Raw genomic sequence first — 25,355 nt, 5'->3', positions numbered from 1 at the left:
TGTGGATTCATCCACCAACGAACTCGTGGCCCGGCGGTGCTAGGGGCGCGGCATGTTGCGGATGTTGGAGCGGGCCATCTGGACCATGCGGCCGACGCCACCGTCCAGGACGATCTTGGATGCGGAGAGGGCGAAGCCCGTCACCATCTCGGCGCTGATCCTGGGCGGGATCGACAGGGCGTTGGGGTCGGTGACGACGTCGACGAGGGCGGGGCCCTTGTGCTTGAAGGCGTCTTTCAGGGCTCCGGCGAGCTGTTTCGGCTTCTCCACGCGCACCCCGTACGCTCCGCACGCGCGGGCGACGGCCGCGAAGTCGGGGTTCTTGTTCGTCGTCCCGTACGACGGGAGCCCGGCCACGAGCATCTCCAACTCGACCATCCCGAGGGAGGAGTTGTTGAACAGGACGACCTTGACCGGCAGGTCGTACTGGACGAGGGTCAGGAAGTCGCCCATCAGCATGGAGAACCCGCCGTCGCCCGACATCGAGACGACCTGGCGGTTCCGGTCGACGAACTGGGCGCCGATGGCCATCGGCAGCGCGTTGGCCATGGAGCCGTGCGAGAACGAACCGATCACGCGGCGGCGGCCGTTGGGCGAGATGTAGCGCGCCGCCCACACGTTGCACATGCCCGTGTCGACCGTGAACACGGCGTCTTCGGCGGCGAGTTCGTCCAATACGGAGGCGACGTACTCGGGGTGGATCGGGACGTGCTTCTCGACCTTCTTCGTGTACGCCTTGATGACGCCTTCGAGGGTGTCCGCGTGCTTCTTCAGCATCTTGTCGAGGAAGCGCCGGTTCGTCTTCTGCTGCACCCGCGGGATCAGACAGCGCAGCGTCTCGCGCACGTCGCCCCACACGGCGAGGTCCAGCTTCGAGCGCCGGCCGAGGTGCTCGGGCCTGACGTCGACCTGGACGATCTTCACGTCCTTCTGCGGCAGGAACGCGTTGTACGGGAAGTCCGTGCCGAGCAGAATGAGCAGATCGCACTCGTGCGTCGCCTCGTACGCGGCGCCGTACCCGAGCAACCCGCTCATGCCGACGTCGAACGGGTTGTCGTACTGAATCCATTCCTTGCCGCGCAGGGCGTGTCCGACCGGTGACTTGATCTTCTCGGCGAAGTCCATGACCTCGGTGTGCGCGCCGGCGGTGCCGCTGCCGCAGAAGAGGGTGACCTTGGAGGCGTCGTCGATCATCTCGACGAGCCGGTCGATCTCGGTGTCGCCGGGGCGGATGGTCGGCCGGGACGTGACGATCGCCGTCTCGATCGACTTCTCGGGGGCGGGCCGGTCGGCGACGTCGCCGGGCAGCGTGACGACGCTGACGCCCGACTGGCCGACCGCGTGCTGGATCGCCGTCTGCAGCACGCGCGGCATCTGCTGCGGGTCGGAGATCATCTCGCTGTAGTGCGAGCACTCCTGGAAGAGCCGGTCGGGGTGGGTCTCCTGGAAGTAGCCGAGGCCGATCTCGCTCGACGGGATGTGCGAGGCGAGGGCGAGGACCGGGGCCATGGAGCGGTGGGCGTCGTAGAGCCCGTTGATGAGGTGCAGATTGCCGGGCCCGCAGGAGCCGGCGCAGGACGTCATCTTCCCGGTGATCTGCGCCTCCGCCCCGGCGGCGAACGCGGCGGTCTCCTCGTGCCGTACGTGGATCCAGTCGATCGCGGAGTTGCGGCGGATCGCGTCGACGACCGGGTTCAGGCTGTCGCCGACGACGCCGTACATGCGCTTGACGCCCGCGCGGACGAGGATGTCGACGAACTGCTCGGCGACGTTCTGCTTGGCCATGACTCACGCGCCCCTTCACGAACCGGGTCCTGAGGACACTCTGGACACTCGTGGTCCCATGAATCCACAGCGGGCGCGGTTACGCCTCCCAAACGGCGGCGGCCGTGCGGTCGTCCGCATACCCCTTGACCCGTACCTGGGTGTCCGCGAGGAAGGCGGCGAGGCCGGGCGGGCCGCTCCCGTCCCAGCGGCGCGTGAGGTGTCCGGACAGCTCCGGCTCGCCGCGCAGCGGCTCGGCGAGGCCCGCCGTGCACAGCAGGAGCGTGTCACCCGGGCGGGCGACGGAGGCGCGGAAGCGGAACGGGTCGCGAGGCTGCTCGGGCGCCGGCTCGTAAGGGCTCGGGGGCGTGGTGATCCCTAGGTCCATGGTCAGGCGGTCGCCGTCGGGGGTCTCCGGCGGCGGCGAACCGTAGCCGACGACGGGGGCGCCCGACACCTCGGAGACCTGCGGCTCGATGTCCTGCCACTCGCCGTCGCGCAGCCGGAACAGGCCGCCCCCGCCGACGCCGAAGAACACGCGGGTGCGGCAGCCGGGGTCGGCGGGCAGCAGCAGGCAGCGCAGGCTCGCCGTGTACTCCTCCGGTTCGAGGCCCTGCTCGGCGGCGCTCGCCCTGAGCTTGCCGAGGCTGCGGTCGGTCAGGCGGTGCAGGCCCGATTTGAGGTCGCCCCGGTGGGCGGCGCGGATGTCCTCGGCGAGGCGGGCGTGGCTGCGGCCTACTGCGCGGCCGATCCAGTCGCAGGCCTCGGCCGCCGCGCGGTGCGCCCCGGGTGCGGCGCGGGCGCCGGTGGCCATGGCGACCAGGATGAGGGCGCCGGATCCCGTGCCGAACCGGGCGGTGAGCAGGCAGTCGCGGCGGGGCTCGCCCCGGTAGCGCGCGGAGTCGCCGCGCACGGACACCGCGCGCAGCGTGGAGGTGCCGTACCTGGCGCCGTCCAGGACGGTGTCGGCGACGAGGTCGTCGAGGGTGTCGGGGTCGGCGGCCGGAAGCGCGGTGGGTTCGGCGTCGTAGGTGGGCGGGCCGTCGCCCACGTAGGGGATGAACGGGGGTTCGGGGCGGGCCGCGGGCTCTTCGGTGACGGGCGCGTCCTGACCGGGGCAGGCGTCGGGGGCCGTGTCAGAGGCGGGCGCATCGGCGTCGGGCGCGCGGACGTCCGGCGCGGCGGTGGGAGGGGGCGGTGGTGGCCGGTGGCCGGGCGGCGGTGGCCCGGGCGGAAAACTCTGGGGGCGCCCCGGAGCGTGTGCCGGGGGTTCCCACGGGGCGCGCGGGGCGCCCGGATCCGGCGGCGGGTCCACGGGGCGGGCAGGCGCGGGCGGCGGTGGCGACTGGGTCGGCGGTGGTGTCGGTGGTGTCGGTGGTGTCGGTGGTGTCGGTGGCGGCACCATCCGCTGCTCCGGGACCGGCGCACGCCCGGTGACCTGCTCCGGGACAGGATCCCGCTCCGGGACCTGTTCCGGGACCGGCGCCCGCTCCGCGACCGGCACCTGCTCATCGCCGCGTTCAGGCCCCGCCGCCGACACCGTCCCCGATGCCGAGGCGAAGCGGTCGTCGAGGCTGTCCGGGGCCGGGGCCGGACCCGTGTCGTCGGTGGAGTCGTCGTACAACTGCCCCCACCAGTCGTCGCCTTGACCGCGTCGGCCGGAGTTCCTCTCCCCCTGCTGGCTCATGCCCTTATTGTCCACCGCACGGGCCGTACGAAAACGGGACACTCGAAAACGACCAGAAATGGCCCGGAACGACCCGGCTTGAAGCGAAAGAGGTCCGCCGGACGACCCCACCCCCCACGGGAAGGACGCCCGGCGGACCGGCTCGTTCGGTGATCAGCGCACGTCGTACGCGCGCGTCACCGTCTGCTCGACCGAGTTGCCGTTGGCGTCGGTCAGTTGGGCCTTCAGGGTGACCGGCTTGCCGGAGGCGCCCGCGTGGTTCACGGTCGCGCTCCACTTGCCGTCACGCTCGGCGGTCGGCGCCTCGGTCCAGGTGGCGCCGCCGTCGTAGGAGTACGACAGCTTGGCCGAGGTGAGCTTGCCGGGCGTGTAGCCGGCGTGGCCGGTCGCGGTGAGCGTGATCCGCTGGCCGTCCGTGGCGGGCAGCGTCTTGAGGTCGTCCTGCGGCAGGGCGTACTGCGGGAAGAGCAGCGGGATGCCCTGCGAGTAGACGTTCTCCTCCAGGTGCGAGCGGAACGACCAGGTCGTCTGCGTCTCCGGGGAGCGGTTCCAGGCGCCGAAGCTCTGCTTGAAGGTGTGCAGCGACAGGTCGTACGAGGCGTCGTCGGCCGGGACGTCGAAGACACCGAACGGGTAAGGGCTGTGGCTGACGACCTCACCGTCTCGCTTCAGGTCCATGGAGCCGAAGTCACCGAAGCTTCCCTGGACGCCCTGGTGCTCGCTGTCGCCCCAGAAGCCGGGCGCGACGCCGATCAGGTTGCCCTGGCGTTCGGCGGCGAGGGCCGGCTTGCCCGCCTCGTCGAGAGGTGTGGTGGGCGCGAGCACTCCGCCGTACCACTCCTCGGTGCGGTGCTCACCCCTCTTGTAGGTGCGCACCGGATCGATCATGAACTCGCCCCAGGGGAAGCTGCTGGAGACCTGGTGGCCGAAGCCGGTGGTGCCGGGCGAGTAGAGCTCGGTGCGCCGTGAGGGCGCCGCGACCGTCTCGAAGTCGCCGAAGTAGGCCGACAGTCCGCTGGGGCGCGTGACGTCGGGGATGTCCATGTAGTCGGTGGGCGTGCCCATCGCGCGGTACGTCGCCTTGTTCTCGGCGAGGTCACGGTCGCGGACGGTGTAGGTGCGCGCGCTCTGTACCGGGCCGGTCTCGGGGAAGGCCAGGTTGTACATGTACGGGCTCTTCGCCGTGGCCTTCCAGTGAAGGGTCACCTCGCCGCCCGCGATGCGGGCCAGCAGGTCGGCGGCCTCGTCGGACGGGATGCCGATGACGGCCAAGGGGCCGCCGATGAAGCCGACGGACGGGTAGAAGCGGCCCGGGACCGAGCGGTATGCGAGGACGGCGGTGGCTCCGGCGTCCTTGGCCGCCTTGGACACGGCCGCGGCCGCGCCGCTGTCGGCGAGCTTGACCAGGGCGATCTTGCCCTTGACCCCGGCCGCTGCGAGCTCGGCCGCCGTACCGGACTTGGCGTCGACGACCTGCGCCTTGCCGGTGCCGTCGAGGTTCGCCGAGTTGGTCGAGCCGGTGAGCCCGTGCAGCGCGGGGCCGCCGACGACGCCGAACTCCGCGAGCTGCGGGGCCGCCGCGCGCCAGAAGGAGTCGAACTCGAAGGTGCCGTCGGTGGCGCGGCCCTCGATGTCGGCGTAGTACCCGGCGATGGAACGGCCACCGGCCGCGGTGGCCGCGTGCAGCCAGGTGTCGTCCCAGCTGCGGGCGAACCCGAGGGTGGCGCCCCGCACTTCGGACGCCTTGTCGGTCTTCACCTTGAGGCGGCCTGCCGTGCGCGCGTCGAGGACGACGGTGGTGTCCTTCTTCACGTCGACCTGCGGACGGGCCAGGTAGGAAAGGGAGTTGATGAGGTTGCCCTCGGTGTCGGGCGTGGTGACGAAGCTGGAGAGGAAGTAGCGGCCCGGACGCACCTGGTACGTCTGGTCGGCCGCTCCCTCGTTGAAGCGGCGCTCCCCGCTGGCGTCGTCGGTGCCGATCAGGTCGACGGACGACTGCCCGGCCGCGGGCTTGCCGGACCGGTCGACGAGCTTGACGCGCAGGGTGACCGTCTCGGGCTGCACGTACAGCGAGAAGGGCGTGGAGACGCCGACGCCGTCGGCGGTGGCGAGCACGCGGCCGGTGACGTCGCCGTACTGGGCGGCCTTGAGCGAGGCCGTGGGGTCGAGCTTCAAGGGGACCTTGACGGTCGCGCCCGCCGGGACGGTGACCGTACGCTCACCGAGCTTCGCCACCGAGGAACGGACGGCGGAGCCGTCGTTTCCGGTGACGCCCTTGACGTCCAGGCTCAACCGCACCGGCTTGTCGGTGGTGTTGGTGTAAGGCACGTCGACGGTGGTGCGGTCGCTGCTGTCCTGCGGCCAGTTGAAACTGCCGCCCTGGACGGCGCTCGCGCCGAGCACCTTCTCGTCGATCGCGGCCTTCACGTCGAGGCGCCCGCCGCCGGTCTCGCGCACGTCGCCGGGGATGGCCGCGTCCGCGGAGGACACGAGGGCCGCCTTGATCTGCTGGGCGCTCCAGTCGGGGTGGCGCTGCTTGACGATGGCGGCGGCGCCCGCGACGTGCGGGGTCGCCATCGACGTACCGCTCATCGACTGGTACGCGTAGATGCCACGGCCGCCGGCGGCGGCGGCCGAGATGGCGACGCCGGGCGCGGTGATCTCGGGCTTGAGGGTGTGCGAGCCGTAGGCCGGGCCGCGGCTGGAGAAGCTCGCGGTGGAGTCGTCGCGGTCGACGGCGCCGACGGTCAGGACGCTCGGGGCGCAGCCGGGCGAGGAGACGGTGTTGTTGCCGGGGCCGGTGTTGCCCGCCGCGATGACGAAGAGGGTGTTCTTCGAGGACCGCGCGAGTTCTTCGGTGGCGGTGGCCATCGGGTCGGTGCAGTCGGTCTGCGCGGGGTTGCCGAGGCTCATGGAGACGACGTCGGCGCCCTGGTCGACGGCCCACTGCATACCGGCGATGATCCACGAAGTGGCGCCGGAGCCCGAGTCGTTGAGGACCTTGCCGTTGAGGAGCGTGGCGCCGGGGGCGACGCCGCGCTTCTTGCCGTCGCTCGCCGCGCCGGTGCCGCCGACGGTGGACGTGGTGTGGGTGCCGTGGCCCTGGTGGTCGCCCGCGTCCTCGGAGTCGGTGAAGTTCTCCGACTCGGCGACGCGCCCCTTGAGGTCGGGGTGGTCGGTGTCGACACCGGTGTCGAGGACGGCGACCTTGGTGCCCTTGCCGTCGTAGCCCGCCGCCCACGCCTCGGGGGCGTGCACCTGCTTCGTCGACCGGTCGAGGCTGGCCTCCACCTTCTCGTCGAGCCACAGCTTCTTGAGGGAGCCGGCGGCGCGGGAGCGCTTGTCGGTGACGTCGGCCCAGAAGTCGGCCGCCTTCTTCTTGTCGGCCTTCAGCGCCACGCCGTCGACGGGGTCGAGCACGAGGCCGCGCTCGGCGCCGCGCGGGGCGGCGGGCGCGCTGCGGGCGACGTCGACGGACTTGTCGTAGACCGCGATGAGCGGCAGCGACTTGGTGTGCGCGTCGTCGTAGCCCTGGCGGACGAGGCCGGTGACGTTGAAGAGTTCCTCGTCGACGCGGCCGTCGGCGATCGCCTCGACGGCGCCGGCGGGGTAGACGTAGAGGTTCTGGCCCGAGGTTCGCGTCTGCACGAGCGGGGCGGTGCCGTCCTCGCCGGGGAGCGCGGTGGCCGTGCTGTGGCCCGAGCCGTCCTTGGTCACCAGGATCCGGTCGCCCGTGACGAGCGTGACGACGGATCCCGCCCCCTCCTTCGCGGCCGCCTCGCTGCCGACGAGCGGTCTCTTGGCGTCCTCCCGTGGTGCGGCCACGGTAGGCAGGGCCGCGGTGACGGCCAGGACGACGGCGGTCGCCGCCACCGAGGCCGTACGCGATATCGCGCGCATCGCTCTCCCTCTCCCCAGGTGAAAGCGCAGGTGAATACGGCGCAAAGGCCCTATTCCCGGCGGATGTTGGTGCTGCGGTGGCGCCACATTGGCAGAGAGAGCGGTGGTACGGGGAAGATGGGGCGCGGCGGGTTTGCGCCGTGGCCGTTTCCCGCCACGGTGCCGCCGGAACCGAGGCTCGGGGAGGGGCATCGCCGCATGCTGGGTGCGATAGGTCTGGACGAGATGCACGAGAGCGCCTACCGCGCGCTCGTGTCGCTGGGCGCGGCCGACGTGCCCGATCTCGCGGGGCGGCTGGCCCTAGCCGAGTACGAGACCGAGCACGCGCTGCGCCGGCTGGAGCGGCACGGGCTCGCGGCGCAGTCGTCCGCGCGGCCGGGGCGCTGGGTCGCGGCCCCGCCGGGCGTCGCGCTCGGCGCGCTCCTGACGCAACAGCGGCACGAGCTGGAGAAGGCGGAGCTGGCGGCGGCGCTGCTCGCGGAGGAGTACCGGGCGCAGGCCGATGAGCCCGCCGTGCACGATCTGGTCGAGGTGGTCACGGGCGCCGCGGCCGTCGCACAGCGGTTCCTCCAGCTGCAGCTGGGCGCGACGGACGAGGTGTGCGCGCTGGTCACCGGCAATCCGATCGCCGTCTCGGGGATGGACAACGAGGCGGAGGAGCAGGCCACCAGCCGGGGCGTCGCGTACCGGGTCGTGGTGGAGCGCGAGGTGCTCTCGATGCCGACGGGGCTGACGGAGCTGTCGGCCGCGATCGGGCGGGACGAGCAGGTACGGGTCGTGGACCGGGTGCCGACGAAGCTGGTGATCGCCGACGGGGCGCTCGCGATGGTGCCGCTGACCTCGCGCACGGCCGAGCCCGCGGCGCTCGTCGTCCACGCGAGCGGGCTCCTGGAGTCGCTGTCCGGTCTGTTCGAGGCGGTCTGGCGGGACGCCCTGCCGCTGCGGCTCGGCGAGAGCAGCCGCGCCATCACCGAGCAGGAGCCGGACGGCCCCGACAGCACGGACCTGGAGGTCCTCTCCCTTCTTCTGGCCGGACTCACGGACGCGAGCGTCGCCAAGCAGCTCGACCTGGGGCTTCGAACGGTCCAGCGCAGGGTGAAGCGCCTGATGGAACTGGCCGGTGTGACGACGCGGCTCCAGCTGGGCTGGCACGCGTACGAACGGGGCTGGGTGTCCCGGGACGTGCCGACGCAGCCGCGCGGGGAGCACGTCGCGGAGGGCTGAGTTCCGCGGCCGGAAGCCGTCGGTGGTGGCGGAGAGTGAAGCTCTGCGATCTGCGGGTTCCGTCGTTGTCCGGCACTCTTGGCAGATGGGCGTGTGGGAACTCCTGCTGGTGGGAGTGGTGATGCTGCTCGGCCTGTGCGGGGTGCTCGTGCCCGGGGTGCCCGGGTCGTGGCTCGTGTGGGCCGCGGTCCTCGTATGGTCGCTCCAGGACCCGAACGGGCTGGCCTGGGGCGTTCTGGTCGGCGCGACCGCCGTCCTGCTCGCCGCCCAGGTGCTTCGCTGGCAGCTCCCGCAGCGCCGGCTGCGCGAGAGCGGGGCCACGCGCCGCACCGCGATCTGGGCGGGGACCGGAGCCCTCGTCGGTTTCTGCGTGATCCCGGTGATCGGATCGATCCCGGGGTTCATCGGAGGTATCTACCTCTGCGAGCGCCTGCGCCTCGGCCGGCACGGCGACGCCGTTGCCTCCACACGGACCGCGATGCGCGCCGGTGGCTCCAGCGTCCTGGCCGAACTCTTCGCCTGCCTGCTCATCGTGGGCGCCTGGATCGGGGCTGTGATCTGGGGCTAGGCGCTCCTGTTCACGTACACGGACAGCATCCACGTAGCGCGAGTTACATCGGATCTCTCCCGGCATATTGACGGGCTCTCGTCACCTCTCTAGCTTGCCGCAGGGGATAGCTCCGATGAATCGACGTCTGCTTCGACACGTGGAGGCCGCGCCATGCCAAGACCGTCCAGAAGGACCGTGCTCGCCACCGGATCCACCCTCGCCGGGGCCGCACTGGCGGGCGGGCTGTCGTCACAGGCGACCGCCGCCACCCCCGTCGCGACTCCCGCCGCAACGGCGAGCGCCCCCTCCGAAGACGCCTGGCGCACCGTCCTCGACGACGCCGACCTCGTCTGGCAGAAGATGCCGAAGACCTGGTACGAGGGCCCGTACCTGGGCAACGGCCTGCTCGGCTCAGGGATCTACCAGGAGCCCGGGAAGAACGCGATCCGCTTCAACGTCCAGCACTCCGAGGTCCAGGACCACCGCCCGGAGTTCGGCTCCCTGTTCGGTCTGGCGCGGCTGCCCATCGGCTACTTCACGCTCGAACCCGTCGGCGCCGTCACCGGCCTCGACTGGCGCCTGCGCCTTCGCGACGCGGAGCTGACCGGCACCCTCACCACCGACAAGGGCACGCTCACCATCCGCGCCCAGGTCACCAACGCCCTCTCCGTCCTCGCCGTCGAGGTCACCCCGTCCGAGGGCGAGCGCGGCTTCGCCTGGGTCTTCCACCCCGCGCCGTCCATCAGCCCGCGCGCCGCGTTCCAGCCGATCCCGGCCGGCTACGAGGGCAATCCGCCCGCCGAGACCGGTGAGGACGACGGCGTCTCCGTCTCCGTCCAGCCGCTCCTGTCCGGCGGCCAGTACGTCACCGCCTGGCGCGAGCGCACCCGCGGCGAGCGGCGGACGCTGTACGTGAACGTGGCGCACTCCTTCCCGAAGTCCACCGCCCGCGACCGGGCCGTCTCGACCGTGCGGGCCGCGGCCCGGCTCCCGTACGACGCCCTCGCCGTGCCCCATCGCGCCTGGTGGCACGCGTACTACCGCAAGAGCTTCCTGTCCGTCCCCGACGCGCGGATCCAGCGCTTCTACTGGATCCAGCTCTACAAGACGGCGTCCGCCGCCCGCCGGGACGCCCCCGTGATGGCGACCAGCGGCCCCTGGCTGGAGCCGACACCGTGGCCCGCTACCTGGTGGAACCTCAACGTGCAGCTGGAGTACTGGCTGATCCACGGCTCGAACCACCTCGAACTCGACGCCGTCACACGGGCGCTCGGCGAGTTCCGGGACAACCTCACCGCCGAGATGGCCGCCCCGTACCGAGCCGACTCGCTCGGCATACCGCGCACCACGGACATGCACCTCGTGAACGGTGGCGCGACGAGCAACGCGCAGGGTTACGGCGTCGGCATCCCCGGCCAGGACACCCCGACCCCCGAGGTCGGCAACCTCACCTGGGCGCTCCACAACGTGTGGCTGAGCTACCGCCACACCATGGACGAGAAGATCCTGCGCGACGTCCTCTTCCCTCTGCTGCGCAAGGCGATCAACTACTACCTGCACTTCCTGGAGCCGGGCGCCGACGGCAAGCTGCACCTGCCCGCGACGTTCTCGCCCGAGTACGGCGGCAACACCCGCGACTGCAACTACGACCTGATGCTCCTGACGTGGGGCTGCCGGACCCTCCTGGAATCGGCCGAACTCCTCGGCGTCGAAGACGAGTTGGCGCCACGCTGGCGCGAGGTGCTCACCAGGCGGGTGGCCTACCCGACGGACACGAACGGCTTCATGATCGGCGCGGACATCCCCTTCGCGAAGTCCCACCGCCACTACTCGCACATGCTCGCGGTGTACCCGCTGTACGAGCTGACCGGCCGCACCCCCGACGAACTCGCCCTGATCGAGAAGTCGTTGGCACACTGGGTCGGCTTCGAAGGGGCCCTCCAGGGCTACACGTTCACGGGCGCGGCCTCGATGTCGGCGCTGCTCGGCAAGGGCGAGGACGCGCTCAAGTACCTGGGCCAGCTGATGTCCCGCTTCATCCAGGCCAACACCATGTACAAGGAGTCGGGCCCCGTCATCGAGACGCCGCTGTCGGCCGCCCAGTCCCTGCACGACATGGTGTGCCAGTCCTGGGGCGGCGTGATCCGCGTCTTTCCGGCCCTGCCCGCCGCCTGGCAGGACCTCACCGTCCACAACTTCCGTACGCAGGGCGCCTTTCTGCTGAGCGCGGTGCGCAAGGGCGGCACGACGCGCTGGGTGCGACTGGCGAGCGAGGCGGGCGCGCCGTGCGTGGTGCGGCACGGCATCGCGGGCGCGGTCGACGTACGCGACGGGCGGGGCAGGCCACTTCACCACGAGGACGCGGGCGACGGGGCGATCCGGATCACCCTGCGCAAGGGTGACTCGGCGCTCGTCACGGCGCGGGGCGACCGCCCCGACCTGAGCGTCGGGCCGGTCACGGCCAACGCGCCGGCCACGCGCTGGGGACTGCCCGCCTGATGTGAACCCACGGCCGGGGTCCCGGTCCTGCCCGGCTCCGGGCAGGACCGGGACCCACGCTCCCGCCATAACGGGATCACAAATCCTTGTCCCACCCCTAGGAGATACCGACTGGACGGTATTAGCCTCCCCGACCATGCACGCGCTGGCGTGTGTCTCGACAGCAGGGAGGCATGATGTCGGTTTCGTCACCGGCGGACACGGCGGGGCGCACCAGCCGGCCGTTCCCGTCGACACTGAACGGCCTCGGCGGCAGACGGCTCGACCGCTACCCCGAGAGCGGTCCCCGGTACTGGTACCTGGCGATCGTCGTGCTCGCGACGATCGTTCTCTACTACCAGCTGTACATCCAGTACGCGGTGTCGACCGCCATCATCAGCCACTACCACATGACGTTCCTGTACTTCGTGTACATATCGGTGGCCGCCAACGCGGTGGGCGCCTTCTCGTCCCTGGTGGCCGGTCTCGCCGACCGCTGGGGCCGGGCGAACATCGTGGTCTACGGCCTGCTCCTGGTCGGCCTGCTCACCACCTTCGTCCTGCCCAACGCGCCGGGCAAGGCGAGCTATCTGGTCGTCTACTCACTCGTGTCACTCGTCGAGGGCATGATCCTGGTCGCCACCCCGGCACTCATCAGAGACTTCTCGCCGCAGCTCGGCCGGGCCTCGGCCATGGGCTACTGGACCATGGGGCCGATCATCGGCAGCCTCGTGGTCACCGCCGTCACCTCCCGCACCTTCAGCGGCGCCACCACCTGGCAGGACGAGATCCGCTACGCGGGCATCAGCGGCCTCGTCGTGTTCGTCGTCGCGCTGTTCGGGCTGCGTGAGCTCGCCCCGGCGCTGCGCGACCAGATCATGGTGAGCCTGCGCGACCGCGCGCTGGTCGAGGCGCGGGCCAAGGGGATGGACACCGAGGCGGCACTGCGTGGTCAGTGGCGCCAGATGCTCCGCCTCGACGTCATCGGCTCCGCCGTCGCCATCAGCGTCTACCTCCTGCTGTACTTCGCCGCCGTCGGCAACTTCGTGCTCTACTTCGCCACCACCTTCGGGTACACCCCCCAGCGCGCCAACGCCCTGCTGAACTGGTATTGGGGAGCGAACGCGATCTCCCTGGTCCTGGCCGGCCTCTTCTCCGACCGCCTGCGCGTGCGCAAGCCCTTCATGCTGCTCGGCGCGCTCGGGTCCATCGGCTTCACGCTGGCCTTCACCCTGCACGCCACCCAACCGCACACCGGCTACTACACGTTCGCGTTCATCGTGGCGGGCATCGGCGTCACCAGCGGCATCGCGTACTCGCCGTGGATGGCGAGCTTCACGGAGACGGTCGAGCGGCACAACCCGGCGGCCACCGCCACGGGTCTCGCCGTGTGGGGCTGGATCGTGCGGATCACCGTCGCCCTGTCCGCCGCCTTCGTGCCGCTCGTGGTGAGCACCGTGACCCCGCTGATCGAGCACGGCGCCGAGGTCAAGGCCGCGTCGGTGCAGGCGGCTCCGGCCCTCGCCATCACGAAGGCCCACCCGAAGCTCTTCGCCGAACTCGGCACCTACGCACCGGGCAAGGTGCCCGCCCCCCTGCTCGCCCAGGCACAGAAGGAGGTCGGCGCCGAAGGGCTGACGACCGTGCAGAAGGCGGCGCCGCAACTGAAGATCCTGCGCGAGCACGGACCCGAGGTACAGCGGGCGAGCGCGGACAACGCGCACGCGTGGCAGACCTGGTGGTGGGTGTGCCTCGGCGGACAGGTGCTGTTCCTTCCGTTCATCTTCGTGATGACGGGCAGGTGGCGGCCGCGCGACGCCCGCCGCGACGTCGAGGAGCACGAGGAACTGGTGGCCCGGCAGGTCGCCGAACTGAAGGAGAGCACCGCATGACCGCCCCGACCCAGCTGCACGCACTCGGCGCGCTCGAACAGGCAGCCGCCGTCCGCAAGGGCGAGGTCGGCCCGGTGGAACTCGTACGGCATCACCTGGACCGGGTGGAGCGCTACGACGAGCGGTTCGGCGCCTTCGTGACGGTGACGTCCGACGCCGCTCTGGCCGGGGCGGCGGCCGCGCAGGAGCGGCGCGCGGACGGGGACCTGCCACCGCTTTTCGGCGTACCGACGGCGGTGAAGGACCTGGTCGACACGGCCGGCGTACGCACGACGTACGGGTCCAAGGCCTTCGCCGGCCATGTGCCGCAGGCCGACGCCTACAGCGTGACTCGGCTCCGCGAGGCAGGCACGATCAGCCTCGGCAAGACCAACACCCCCGAGTTCGGCTGCTGTTGCTACACCGACAACGACGTGACCGGCCCGGCCCGCAACCCGTGGGACCCGGCCCTGTCCGCCGGGGGATCCAGCGGCGGGGCCGCGGTGGCCGTGGCGCTCGGCCTCGTACCGGTCGCCCACGCCAGCGACGGGGGCGGCTCCATCCGGATCCCGGCAAGCGTCTGCGGCCTGTTCGGCATCAAGCCGTCGCGGGGCCGGGTCAGCTCGGGACCCGCCGGCATCGAGGTCAACGGCCTCTCCGTACAAGGCCCGTTGGCGCGCAGCGTGCGCGACGCGGCGGCACTGCTCGACGCGCTGGCGGGGCCCGAGCAGGGCGACCCGCACTGGGCGCCGCCGCTCCCGCCGGGCGAGACGTTCCTCTCCCACGCCGAGCGCTCCCCCGGGCGGCTGCGCATCGGCCGGTACGCGCGGCCCGCCGCCGAAGGCGTGACGGTGGACCCGGTGTGCGTGGCGGCCTGGGAGCACGCCTCGCGGCTGCTCGAGGATCTCGGCCACATCGTGGAGGACATCCCGACGCCGTTCGGCCCCGAGATCAGCGGCCACTTCGTGACGGCGTGGGGGGTGCAGTCGCTCGGCCACGCCCTCGACGCCGGGGCGGAGGAGCTGTTGCGGCCGGTGACCCGGGCCTGGCGCGCGTTCGGGCGCGGGGTCAGCGGCGAGCAGCTCGCGGCCGCGATCACCGGCATGCAGCGCGCCGCACGCCACGCGGTACGGGCGACGTCCGGTTACGACGCCGTACTCACCCCGACCCTGGCGACGCTGCCGCAGCCGCTCGAGTTCTTCGACGAGTCCGGCGACCCGCTCGACAACCTGCGTCGCCAGAGCGCGTTCAGCGCGTTCACCAGCCCGTACAACATGACGGGCCAGCCGGCGGTCAACGTCCCCCTGTACTGGACCCCGCAGGGCGGCATCCCGGTGGGCGTCTCCCTGGTGGGCCGCCCCGCCGACGAGGCCACCCTGATCGCCCTGAGCGCACAGCTGGAGGAGGCGCACCCCTGGCACGACAGGTACGCACGCCTCTTCGCGTAGCCGTCGGGCATCGGGCAACGGCCCTAGGACCGGGGCCCGATGCATGGCGGGGGCGATCGTGTTTGGCTGAGGCCATGACCGAATTCAGCGAGGCCGAGATCACGTATCTGAAGTCCCAGCGCCTGGGACGGCTGGCCACCGTCGACCCGAAGGGCCAGCCGCAGGCCAACCCGGTGGGGTTCTTCCCGCAGGACGACGGGACGATCCTGGTCGGCGGATACGCGCTCGGGACGACGAAGAAGTGGCGCAACCTCCAGGCGAACCCGAAGGTCGCGCTCGTCGTCGACGACATCCTCAGCCTCGATCCGTGGAAGGTGCGGGGCGTCGACATCCGTGGTGAGGCGGAGCTCCTCACCGGCCCGCACCACCTGGGCGCGCACTTCAGCGAGGAACTCATCCGCATCCACCCGCGCAAGATCCACAGCTGGGGGCTCGACGACTAGGCGCCTCGGCGGCTAGTGGTCCTGGAGGACTCCCTCCACTCCCTCCAGGGACAGCAGCTGCTGCTTGCGCTCCAGGCCGCCCGCGTAGCCGGTGAGCGAGCCGTCCGCGCCGATGACGCGGTGGCAGGGGCGGACGATGAGGAGGGGGTTGGCCCCGATCGCGCCGCCGATGGCACGGACCGCGGCGCGTGAGGCGCCGATGCTCGCGGCCACCGCGCCGTACGTGGTCGTCGCGCCGTACGGCACGGCGTCGAGCGCCGCCCACACCTTCTCGCGGAACTCGGTGCCCTCCGTGCTGAACTCCAGGTGGAATTCCTTGAGTTCACCGGCGAAGTAGGCGGCGAGCTGCTTCTCGGCGTCGGCGAAGCGCTCGGGGGCGCGCCGCCATCCGGGCTGCACCGTGCGGCCGCCCTTCTGCCCGGGTACGGACAGTGAGGTGAGGGCGCCCGACTCGTCGCCGGTGAGCAGGAGTTCACCGACGGGGCTGTCCAGCACGGTGTAGTAGACGGTCATGACTGCTGCTCCAACTGTCGCTGTGTCCAAAGGTGTTGCTGTGCGTACGTGCGCCAGGGGCGCCAGGTGTCCGGTACGGGTTCCTGCCCCGGCCCGTCGGGCAGGGCCACGTCCGGGTCGGCCAGGGACCGCATGCGGATGAGGGCGGCGGTGCGGGCGTCGACGCCGGGGAGGGCGCGCAGGGTGGCCTCGGCGTCGTCGCGGTCGGCGCCCGGGTCGAGGCGCAGGGCGCCGTCGGCGAGGGCCGTGGCGAGCGCGCCGACGGGTCCCGGTTCCCCGGCGAGGTCGTCGGGTGAGGGGAAGACATGGGTGAGGGTGCCGCAGGGCGCGTCGACGGCCTTCGCGTACCGCTCGACGAGCCGCGCCGACTCCGCCCGCCCGGCGAGGATCCGCACGGCCAGCTCGTCGGGGTCGGCGGCGCCCGGTGCCCGCAGCCCGGGCCGCGCGGCGACGAGCGGCGCGAGGCGCGGGTCGGCGCCGAGGCGCTCGTCGATCGCGTACGGGTCGCTGTCCAGGTCGAACAGGCGTCGCAGGCGCCCCACGGCCGTCGTCAGGTCGCGCAGGTCGGTGAGGTGGATGCGGGCGTCGAGCCAGCCGCCGTGGTGCGCGGCGCGGCTCGCGGGCGTGGACCTGGTGCGCTCGTCGACGGAGACGACGCCGGTGCCGTAAGGCAGGCGCAGGGTACGCCGGTAGGTGCGGGCGCCCGGCGTTCCGGTCATCTCCTCGACGCCGTCGAGGGCCTCGCGGGCGAGGGTGTCGAAGAGGGGGCGGGCCTGGTAGGGGCCGCGGTGGGCGAGGCGCAGGGGGATGCCGGCTGCTGTGGCGGTGGCGCGGGTGGCGGGGGCCTCGGCGCGCAGTTCCGTGGGCGTGCGGGCGTAGACCGCGCGGATGGTGTCGTTGAACTGGCGCACGCTCGCGAAGCCCGCGGCGAACGCGATCTCCGTGATCGGCAGGCCGGTCGTCTGGAGCAGGACGCGCGCGGTGTGGGCGCGCTGGGCGCGGGCCAGGGCGACGGGTCCGGCGCCCAGCTCGGTGGTGAGCTGGCGTTGCACCTGGCGGGCGCTGTACCCGAGGCGCACGGCGAGCCCGGCGACGCCCTCGCGGTCGACGACGCCGTCGCCGATCATCCGCATGGCGCGGCCCACCACGTCGGCGCGTACGTTCCAGTCGGCCGAGCCCGGCACGGCGTCGGGGCGGCAGCGCCGGCAGGCGCGGAATCCGGAGCCCTGCGCCGCCGCGGCCGTGGCGTAGTAGCGGACGTTCTTTCGCTTGGGGGTGACCGCGGGGCAGCTGGGGCGGCAGTAGATGCCGGTCGTCTCGACGGCGAAGAAGAACTCCCCGTCGAAGCGCGCGTCGCGGCTGCGCACCGCTTCGTACCGCGTGTCCTCATCGATCATCACGCCCTCCAGTGTGCGCCTGCGCGCCGCCGGGGGCTGGCGGAATTCGGACATGGCGCTGGGGCGCGGGGTGTGCCGCGGCCCCCGCGCCCCGTGAGGGACGGCGGGGGCCGCGCGCGAGGCCGGCTCAGCCGAGGCGCCCCCGCTTGGCCTCCATCGCGGCGCGGCCCTGGGCGCCGCGCATCTTCCAGACGCGTCGCATCTCGTCCCGCAGGCGGGCGTCGGTGCGGGCGGCGAGCCGCTGGTTCTCGCGCAGCAGCTTGCGGTAGCTGTCGAGGCGGCGCGGGGGCAGCGTCCCGTCGTCGAGCGCGGCCAGCACGGCGCATCCCGGCTCGGCGTCGTGGGCGCAGTCGTGGAACCTGCACCCCTCCGCCAGGGCCTCGATCTCCGAGAAGACCTGACCGACGCCGGCCTCGGCGTCGAAAAGCCCGACGCCCCGCAGCCCGGGGGTGTCGATCAGGACGCCGCCGGTCGGCAGGACCAGCAGGTTGCGGGTGGTCGTGGTGTGCCGGCCCTTGCCGTCGACGTCGCGCACGGCGTGCACGTCCATGACGTCGGCGCCGAGCAGCGCGTTGGCGAGCGTCGACTTGCCCGCTCCGGACTGGCCGAGGAGTACCGACGTCCCGTCGAGGAGCGCGCCGAGCACGTCGATGCCGTGGCCCTGCTCGGCGCTGACCGCGAGGACCTGCACGCCGGGCGCCGCCGTCTCCACGTCGGAGACGAGGTGCGCGGTGGTCGCGGCGTCCGGCACGAGGTCGGCCTTGGTGAGGACGACGACGGGCTGGGCGCCGGACTCCCACGCCAGGGCGAGGAACCGCTCGATACGGCCGAGGTCCAGCTCGGCGGCGAGCGACACGGCGATCACGGCGTGGTCGACGTTGGCCGCCAGGATCTGGCCCTCCGACCGCTTCGACGAGGTCGACCGCACGAAGGACGTGCGGCGCGGCAGATACGTACGGACGTAGCGGGGATCGCCGCCGTCCGCGTCGACCACCGCCCAGTCACCGGTGCAGATGACCCGCAGCGGGTCGTGCGGGGTGACGAACTCGGTGTCGGCACGCACGGGTCCTTCGGGCGTGACGAGGTCGCACTGACCGCGGTCGACACGGACGACGCGACCGGGTACGAAGCCCTGCGCGGCGTACGGGGCGAACCCGGCCGCCCAGTCGTCGTCCCAGCCGAAGTCGGCGAGAGGATGCCGGGAAATGTCAGTGGAGAAAGGGGAGTTCAAGGGGTGACCCTTCACAAGGGTGGCCCCGGCGCGCGCTCACAGGCGCGGGAGAAGTGGTCGGTCAGCCGGAGGCCACGGAGGTGGGATGAACGGGCTTCTGGACGCGGGCAGCGCCCTGCGTGACGGCATTCATCGAAGTCCACCTCCTGGCTTCTCGCATGTGTGCGCACACCACTGCGTGGCGGGCGTCGCCGAGCGTACGGGACGGAACGGCCCGCGCGCCAAGCATTTATTCCGGCGACCCTTCCGGCCGCCTACGCCCCGTCGTGCCCCCGCCCCTCGCGCCCCAGAAGTCGGCCAGGAGGGCGAGCAGCGCCGACCGGTCGAGGTTCGGGTGGAGGCTGTACATGACCTGGCCGAGGCGCAGCGCCACCGCCACCTGTTCGCCCGGCTGGAGCCGCAGGCGCTCCATGACGTCCGCGGCCGTGATCGGCAGGCGCCTGCCGATCTCCGCGAGGAGCGCCGTCTCCATGTGGCGGCTGGTCTCCTCTTCCAGGTCGGCCGCCGCGGGGACCAGGGACAGCGCGTCCGACCAGCGCTTGCGGTAGCGGTCGCGGATCTGGACGAGGTCGAGGCCCTCGCACCCCAGGTCGCCGGCCGCCCGCTGAAGGGCTTCCAGGTAGTCGACGACGACGTCCGTGCGGCTGAGGCGGTCCCGCCACTGGTTGGCCAGGCTCACGCTGTCGGGGTGTTGCTCGACGGCCCGCGCTATGTCGATGGCGACTTCGAGGTGGGCGAGCGCGGATTCGAGCAGCTTCGCCAGGCACGGTTCCCACTGGGTGGGCCCCGGGACCCGCGATCCGCAGGCCTCCTTGAACCAGGTGTAGCAGGTGTCCCGGGTCGCACGGTCGCGCGTCGAGCCCGGGTCGAGGTTGTGCGCGAAGAACGTACGCAGCCGGCCGAGCGCGTGCTTGAAGCGCCCCGCCTCCTCGGCGTCCACGCCCACCCGCCCGGCCTGTGCCAGGAGGTACTTCAGGCTGGCCCCCCACGCCTCGTCCAGCCACGAGCTGAGCCAGATGGTCGTGGTGACGAAGCCGTGCTGCGGGCTGGACAGGTCGGGCCGTGGCGCCGTGACCGGGTTACCGACCCGGCAGGACGTCAGCGCGTCACACAGGAGCTCCAACTCGGCTTTGCGGGAGTCCAGTGCGGAGAGGGTGACGAGCAGCCCGGGGGGCGCGACGGTCAGTTGCCGGCCGGCTCCGCTCACTTTTGCACCGGTCCGGCGGGGGTCCGCCTCGCCTGTGCCGGGATGCCGGTGACGATGGTGGGCCCTCGCCGGTCACCGGGCCTGCGAGCGGGCTCGAGGAGGAGGCCGCGCAGGTTGAACGCCACGTAGGCGTCGGGCAGCGCCTGCCCCTGGGCCGGGTCGCTGATGCCGAAGTCGTAGGGCTGGAAGGCCACTTCGCGCCCGAGCTCCTCGACCCAGCACAGCCCCTTGCGCTGGTCGGGGTCGACGCGGCGCACGACGGGGTGGTACGTGCGCGGATTCCCGCCTGGCTCACTGGCCAGGTACATCACGACGACGCGTCGGCGATAGGCGTACGACTGCTGGTCCGCCCTGCGGAACGAGTCGAAGGCGGACGACACCTGACCAAGGTGGAAGAGCGCGAGGGCACGCATGAACTCGACGCGCAGCAGGGACAGTTCGTCCGCGGCCTGGAGCCGGCCCGCGAGTTCCAGGCACTCGGACCAGTCCCGCTGGGTGAGCGGCAGCGTCAGACGTTCCCCTCCCATGAACCGGTGGCCGGTCTTGGCCAGCCAGAACAGGTCGACGAGGAGGCGGATGCAGCGCTTGTCGTTCACGGCCTCGGCGTGGGTGCGCAGGTGCTCCAGCGCGACGAGGATGCCCTCGGGGTCCGGTTCGTTGCGGATGAGGCCGCTCACCCTGAGCGCGTACAGATAGGCGGCGAGGGGCGCGTCGTGCCGCGCGAGCTCCTGGAGCCGCTCGTCGGCGACCCGGTCGTCGCCCGCGATGGTCGCGATGTCGGCGAAGCGCGCGTTGTACTTGGCCTCCTGCTTCGGGCTGAGCTCACCGACGTCGATGAGCAGCAGCCGTGACAGGCATTCGGCGAGCAGCATGGTGGCCTCGCGCTGAGGCAGGGCCTTCTTGTCGAAGACGTCGGCGGTGACCCAGCACAGGACGTCGACCGGATAGTACTTGTCGGTCGCCTGGCTCATCGAGTCGGTCGTGATGCGCAGCACCCGCAGGACGAGTTCGACGACTTCGGTCTCCGGCATCGGCGAGGGCACGGAACCGTTCGGTCCGCTGCGCAGCAGCTCGTATATCTTCGCTCCGGCGACGCTGGCCTGTTCCACCATCAGGTTGGCGCGGACACCGGTGCGCGACGAGGGCGACAGGGTGGTGAGGGCCGCCTCGACGACCAGCTCGGCGCGCTCCAGTACCTCCGCGCGCTGGTCCACGTTGGGCTGCCGGTTGCGCTGCGCGAACTTGACCCACTCGCGGCACAGGTTCGTCTCCAGCAGGGCAAGCCGCGGATTGGCGATCACACTGGCCCCGTTGGCCTGCGCGATGGCGTCCGCCATGCGCAGGAAGTGCTGGGCGTAGCGCGCCTCCTGCTCCCCCTGCGGGCCGATGCGGTTGAGGAGGTCGACCGCGAACTGGACCTCGGGGCCGCCGACGTACGTGCTGTCCGGGCGGATCGCGGAGAGGACCTCGGCGATGGCCTTGATCTCGGACTCTCCGCTGGTCTGCTCGGCCGTCACGAGGATCTGCGCCTCCAGCTCGTTGCGGGCGGACAGCAGGTAGTTCCCGTGCCGGTCCTCGAGCCAGCGGATGAGGTCGACCTTCCCCAGGAGCTGGGGAAGGTTGCGCACGCCGTCGCGTCCGACGACACGCAGGGCGAGTTCGAGGGGGATGGACTGGCCGTGGCGGGAGGCCACGAGGACGACGTTGACGAGCCGCTCGTACGGGCCGCGGAAGGCCTCCGACCCCGAGGAGTCGTCCATCTCGCTGAGTGCGGCCTCCAGGTTGTCGACCAGACCTGCCTTCTCCAGGGCCGCGGCCATCGCGGTCGGCGGCACGTACTCGGACGACGCGCTGATCGCGGAGGCCAGGGCCGACTCGGTGTGCCGCAGTTCGAGCACGAGGCCGCCGCTGACGGTGCCCCGGCTCTCCGGGAGCAGCCGGTAGAGGGCCGACAGGAAGGTCTTGTCCTTCTGGATCAGGTTCTTGTCGCGGTCGGCGATGGTGATCCCGAGGGATTCGAGGTGCTGCGAGAAGCGGGTCATCTCGGCGCCGCTCAGCGACGCGGGGGCCTGGACGACGTGCCGGGTCGCCTTGCCGGTGTCGTCGGTCCGGTAGCAGCTGCCCACCAGCACCGCGCGGCGGCCCCTCGAGTCGAGGTACTTGGCGAGCCGGAAGTACTCGTCGGGGTCGACCATGCCGTCCCAGACGAGGAGCGTGGTCGGGATGGACACCTTCTCGGCCCACTCGCAGAACGAGTCGATCGCCTCGAAGGAGGGACGGTTCGCCCGGCGCGGGATGTGTACGACCGCGTGCTGCCCCTCCCGTGCGATGGCGTGCGCCAGCGACGCAAGGGCGATCGTCTTGCCGCTGCCCGTCTGCCCGCGCAGCAGCAGCGGTCGTTCCAGGAAGCCGCGGCTGGCGAGCGCCGCGTCGACCCGGTCGCGCAGCACGGTCTCGTAGTCCCGGCGGAACGGCAGGCCACCGGCGACCGCCGACCAGATGTTGGACGACTCCGTCGCGCCGAGGAACTCCCGGAACTTCAGATAGCGCAGCTCGTGCGACTGGGCGGGCGGTGCGGTGAGGAGGTCCACGTCGAGCGGCTGCCCGAAGGAGGCGACCGTGTTCCAGATCTCGCGGGGCACCTCGTGCAGTTCGCGGCCGTGCCGGATCTGGTGGCCGCCCGTGTCGAAGCGCTGGAGGTCGGTGAGGCGTCCGCGGCGCCTGGCGTCCTCGACGTAGCTCGCGAAGTCCTCGGCGTGGGTGACGAGGGTGCCCTCCTCGACCGCCGCCGCGATGTACTCGTCCTCCAGCTCCGCGGACGTCGCCGAGAACAGGTGCGCCTGCTCGTGGCCGAGGCGGTGCAGGACCCCGTACAGGTCCTCGGGGCTGAACCAGTCGTCGACGCCCCACGCCTCGATGACCAGCACGCCGCGTGGGGTGATGAGTTCGTCGGGCAGGCGCTGGGCGAGGGCGCGCGCCTCCGACTTGCGGGCGCCGAGTTCGAGCTTGCCGGTCGGCGGCCGGCTCTCGGGCGGCTGGTCGGCGCCGCCGAAGAGGAGTACGGCCTGCACCTGGCTCGTGCTGCGGGGCGCGGACGGGCGGAACGCGGACGAGGCCACGGGCTGCACCTGACGCCACTCGTTGCGCAGGGCCCGCAGAAACATCGAGTCGACCGCGGTGCTGAACACGCCGTTCCACGGCAGGCCGGCCACCATGCCGAGCCAGGCGGGCGCGGTGAGTCCGGAGGCCGCCGAGGCCAGTGCGGACAGGACCGCTTCCTTGCGGTCCTTCTTGACGCTCAACAGGAGCTGATACAGGTCGAGTTGTCCGGTGACGTCGTCCGCCGCGCGCGAGACGGGTCCGACGAGCGGATCCTCACCGCTCTCCAGGCTCAGGTATTTCTGACCCAGGAGGAGGAAGTTGGGACCCTGCTCAAGACGGTTGACCAGGTCCTCGTAGTGAGCGCTCATCGCTCTCCTCACGAACGGCGTGCCCGACCCGCCCAGCATAGAGATCGCCGGATCGGAGCGGCGCGAGTCGGCGGAATCGGAATCGCTCCCGACAGCGCTTCCCGTGAATACTTACCGACCAGTAATGTTGCGGGCGTCAGGCTCCCGCTCTCCCCTGGAGGCCCCGTGCCCCGATCACCTGCCGGACCCGACGCCGATACCGGCTCCCGATCCGGCCCGGCGACCTGTTCCCAGGCCCGTGCCTCATCCACGCGCAAGTCACTCGCGCTCGCCGGGCTGCTCGCCGGCGCCGGGGTGACGCACTTCGTCGCCCCGAAGCCCTTCGACGCCACGGTGCCCCGCGCGCTGCCGGGCTCCGCGCGCGCCTGGACGTACGCGAGCGGCGCCGTCGAGCTCGCGCTCGCGGCCGGTATCGCGCTGCCGTGGACGCGCCGCAGGGCCGCGCAGGCCACGGCCGCGTTCTTCGTGGGCGTCTTCCCCGCCAATGTGCAGATGGCGGTCGACTGGCGCGACAAGCCGGCGCCGCTGCGGACCGCGGCCCTCGTACGGCTTCCCCTTCAGGTGCCGCTCGTCCTGTGGGCGCGCGGTGTGGCCAAGGCCCAGGAGGCCGGATCATGAGCAAGCGCGTCGAAGCGGGCGACACCGTCGAGGACTTCACCCTGCCGGACGAGAGCGGCACCCCGACGCGGCTGTCGGAGCTGCTGAGCGAGGGCCCCGTCGTCCTGTTCTTCTACCCGGCGGCCATGACGCCCGGATGCACGGCCGAGGCCTGTCACTTCCGGGATCTCGCGGCCGAGTTCGCGGCCGTCGGCGCGCGGCCCGTGGGCGTCAGCGCCGATCCGGTCGAGCGCCAGGCGGAGTTCGCCGGGAAGCACACGCTCGGCTTCCCGCTGCTCTCGGACGCGCAGGGCGAGGTGCGCGAGCGGTTCGGGGTCGCCCGCGGCTTCTCGATCGCGCCGACGAAGCGGGCCACGTTCGTCCTCGGACAGGACCGCGTCGTCCTCGAAGTGGTCCGCAGCGAGTTCCGGATGAGCGCCCACGCCGACCGGGCCCTCGCGGTGCTGCGCGAGCGAGCGGCCTGACCACGGCCGGACCGGGCGGGCGTCCGGTCGGCACCGCACCACTGCGACAACCGGGACGGCCCGCCGGTCAGCTCCGGGCCCGGCTCCATCGCTCGCTGCGGGTGAAGTACGTGTCGTAGAGCTCCTGGACGTCCAGAAGCGACTCCGGCGGCACCTTCCCGTACGCGATGCGCTCCAGGTGGCGGAAGTACTCGAAGCGTTCGACACCGGGAGTGATGACGATGAGGATGTCGGCGTTCTCGCCCGGCGCGGCGGCGAAGGCGTGGGCCAGGCCGGGCGGGACGACGACCAGGTCTCCGCGCTCCGCGGTCACCACCTGCTCGCCCGAGAGCAGTTGCGCCGTGCCGTCGAGCAGGTAGAACAGCTCGGCGGACCGGGAGTGGTGGTGGGGTGCCGCTCCGTCCGCGCCGTCCAGCAGCGTCACGCGCTGGGTGGACAGCGCGCCGCCGGTGGAACTGCTGTCGGCGAGCAGACGGAGGGTGGTGGGGCCGCCGCCGATGGTCTCGGCATCGGCCGAGCGCACGATCACGGACTCGTCGAACGCGTCGGCGTCACCGGAGGAAGGAACGATCAGAGACACGGCATCTCCTTGAAGAGGCAGGGGCAGAGGCAGAGGCAGGGGCAGAGGTGGGGATGTGGCCGGTGGTCAGCCGGTGACACGTTCGGCCTCGGGTCGCGCGGCGGTCACCGTACGCTCGCGAAGGAGCAGCACGGCGGTCAGCGCGACGCACACGGCGGTGGCGCCGTGGACCCCGTAGGCGGTGGCGGCCGATCCGCCGTTGCTCAGGACGATCACCATGTCGCCGATCGGCACGAAGGTGATCGCGGCCATCGCCCATCCCAGCGCCCGGCGCTGCCCGGTCAGCAGGAGAACGAGGAGGACCAGGCCGCTCGCGACGTCGCGCACCCCCTTGACGGCGAGGAAGGCCGTGCCGTCGTGCCGGGGCCAGGTCGGTACGCCGAAGTCCGGCGCGGTGTCCTGCGGTGCGATGAGGTAGCTCAGGCCTACGTAGATGATGAACGCCGCACCGAGGGCGGCCAGAGCACTGGCGAAGTGCTTGACGGTCATGGCGGATCTCCTGGGGTGAGA

18 protein-coding genes are annotated in these 25,355 nt (G+C 71.8%); 8 read left to right on the top strand and 10 right to left on the bottom strand.

Translation table 11 applies throughout. From position 1 onward, the window contains the following. Positions 1 to 39 precede the first annotated feature (39 nt). The 3 genes from LGI35_RS33635 to LGI35_RS33625 form a co-directional block, all read right to left on the bottom strand. Positions 40 to 1,785, bottom strand: coding sequence for a pyruvate dehydrogenase (locus tag LGI35_RS33635; RefSeq protein ID WP_227298048.1), 1,746 nt, complete (start codon positions 1,783 to 1,785; stop codon positions 40 to 42). A 79-nt stretch (positions 1,786 to 1,864) separates the two neighbouring features. After that, positions 1,865 to 3,451, bottom strand: a complete 1,587-nt coding sequence (locus LGI35_RS33630; RefSeq protein ID WP_227298047.1) for a protein phosphatase 2C domain-containing protein — start codon at positions 3,449 to 3,451, stop codon at positions 1,865 to 1,867. 153 nt (positions 3,452 to 3,604) lie between these two features. Beyond that, positions 3,605 to 7,351 carry a S8 family peptidase gene (locus tag LGI35_RS33625; RefSeq protein ID WP_227298046.1) on the bottom strand — a complete coding sequence of 1,249 codons (3,747 nt, stop codon included), beginning with the start codon at positions 7,349 to 7,351 and terminating at the stop codon, positions 3,605 to 3,607. Positions 7,352 to 7,549: 198 nt separating this feature from the next. Between LGI35_RS33625 and LGI35_RS33620 the strand changes: the two genes are divergently transcribed. From LGI35_RS33620 to LGI35_RS33595, 6 genes are all read left to right on the top strand, one after another. Further along, entirely contained in the window at positions 7,550 to 8,575 is a 1,026-nt protein-coding gene (locus tag LGI35_RS33620) for a helix-turn-helix transcriptional regulator (protein WP_227298045.1), read from the top strand. 85 nt (positions 8,576 to 8,660) lie between these two features. Next, complete coding sequence (locus LGI35_RS33615; protein WP_227298044.1) at positions 8,661 to 9,143, top strand: DUF456 domain-containing protein; 483 nt, start codon at positions 8,661 to 8,663, stop codon at positions 9,141 to 9,143. 153 nt (positions 9,144 to 9,296) lie between these two features. Further along, on the top strand, positions 9,297 to 11,624 hold the full coding sequence (locus LGI35_RS33610) for a glycosyl hydrolase family 95 catalytic domain-containing protein (RefSeq protein WP_227298043.1): 2,328 nt from the start codon (positions 9,297 to 9,299) through the stop codon (positions 11,622 to 11,624). Positions 11,625 to 11,800: 176 nt separating this feature from the next. Further along, entirely contained in the window at positions 11,801 to 13,495 is a 1,695-nt protein-coding gene (locus LGI35_RS33605; protein ID WP_227298042.1) for an MFS transporter, read from the top strand. Continuing rightward, positions 13,492 to 14,922, top strand: a complete 1,431-nt coding sequence (locus tag LGI35_RS33600; RefSeq protein ID WP_227298041.1) for an amidase — start codon at positions 13,492 to 13,494, stop codon at positions 14,920 to 14,922. Before LGI35_RS33605 ends, LGI35_RS33600 begins: the two co-directional genes overlap by 4 nt. Positions 14,923 to 14,996: 74 nt before the next feature. Further along, on the top strand, positions 14,997 to 15,365 hold the full coding sequence (locus LGI35_RS33595; protein WP_227298040.1) for a PPOX class F420-dependent oxidoreductase: 369 nt from the start codon (positions 14,997 to 14,999) through the stop codon (positions 15,363 to 15,365). A gap of 12 nt (positions 15,366 to 15,377) precedes the next feature. Here LGI35_RS33595 and LGI35_RS33590 read toward each other — a convergent pair whose 3' ends face one another. From LGI35_RS33590 to LGI35_RS33570, 5 genes are all read right to left on the bottom strand, one after another. Then, positions 15,378 to 15,878 carry a methylated-DNA--[protein]-cysteine S-methyltransferase gene (locus tag LGI35_RS33590; protein WP_227298039.1) on the bottom strand — a complete coding sequence of 167 codons (501 nt, stop codon included), beginning with the start codon at positions 15,876 to 15,878 and terminating at the stop codon, positions 15,378 to 15,380. After that, positions 15,875 to 17,275, bottom strand: coding sequence for a DNA-3-methyladenine glycosylase 2 family protein (locus LGI35_RS33585; RefSeq protein WP_227300635.1), 1,401 nt, complete (start codon positions 17,273 to 17,275; stop codon positions 15,875 to 15,877). Before LGI35_RS33585 ends, LGI35_RS33590 begins: the two co-directional genes overlap by 4 nt. Before the next feature lie 127 nt (positions 17,276 to 17,402). Continuing rightward, positions 17,403 to 18,506 carry a ribosome small subunit-dependent GTPase A gene (gene rsgA / locus LGI35_RS33580; protein WP_227298038.1) on the bottom strand — a complete coding sequence of 368 codons (1,104 nt, stop codon included), beginning with the start codon at positions 18,504 to 18,506 and terminating at the stop codon, positions 17,403 to 17,405. Between the two features lie 229 nt (positions 18,507 to 18,735). After that, positions 18,736 to 19,713: a hypothetical protein gene (locus LGI35_RS33575; protein WP_227298037.1), complete on the bottom strand. Its 978-nt coding sequence runs from the start codon at positions 19,711 to 19,713 to the stop codon at positions 18,736 to 18,738. Further along, positions 19,710 to 23,183 carry a DEAD/DEAH box helicase family protein gene (locus tag LGI35_RS33570; RefSeq protein ID WP_227298036.1) on the bottom strand — a complete coding sequence of 1,158 codons (3,474 nt, stop codon included), beginning with the start codon at positions 23,181 to 23,183 and terminating at the stop codon, positions 19,710 to 19,712. The genes LGI35_RS33575 and LGI35_RS33570 overlap by 4 nt, the downstream gene beginning before the upstream one ends. A 276-nt stretch (positions 23,184 to 23,459) precedes the next feature. Between LGI35_RS33570 and LGI35_RS33565 the strand changes: the two genes are divergently transcribed. Next, positions 23,460 to 23,801, top strand: a complete 342-nt coding sequence (locus LGI35_RS33565; RefSeq protein ID WP_227300634.1) for a DoxX family protein — start codon at positions 23,460 to 23,462, stop codon at positions 23,799 to 23,801. Next, positions 23,798 to 24,265: a peroxiredoxin gene (locus tag LGI35_RS33560; protein ID WP_227298035.1), complete on the top strand. Its 468-nt coding sequence runs from the start codon at positions 23,798 to 23,800 to the stop codon at positions 24,263 to 24,265. Before LGI35_RS33565 ends, LGI35_RS33560 begins: the two co-directional genes overlap by 4 nt. A gap of 67 nt (positions 24,266 to 24,332) precedes the next feature. Here LGI35_RS33560 and LGI35_RS33555 read toward each other — a convergent pair whose 3' ends face one another. Together LGI35_RS33555 and LGI35_RS33550 are read right to left on the bottom strand one after the other, a co-directional pair. Then, the gene (locus tag LGI35_RS33555) at positions 24,333 to 24,845 is read right to left on the bottom strand and encodes a cupin domain-containing protein (RefSeq protein ID WP_227298034.1); all 513 of its coding nucleotides are present in this window, start codon (positions 24,843 to 24,845) and stop codon (positions 24,333 to 24,335) included. A 66-nt stretch (positions 24,846 to 24,911) separates the two neighbouring features. Continuing rightward, positions 24,912 to 25,334, bottom strand: a complete 423-nt coding sequence (locus LGI35_RS33550) for a DUF4267 domain-containing protein (protein WP_227298033.1) — start codon at positions 25,332 to 25,334, stop codon at positions 24,912 to 24,914. Between the last annotated feature and the right edge of the window lie 21 nt (positions 25,335 to 25,355).

The sequence above is a fragment of the Streptomyces longhuiensis genome (assembly GCF_020616555.1).
Classification (GTDB): domain Bacteria; phylum Actinomycetota; class Actinomycetes; order Streptomycetales; family Streptomycetaceae; genus Streptomyces; species Streptomyces longhuiensis.
This window is presented reverse-complemented; position numbering and strand designations above follow the sequence as displayed.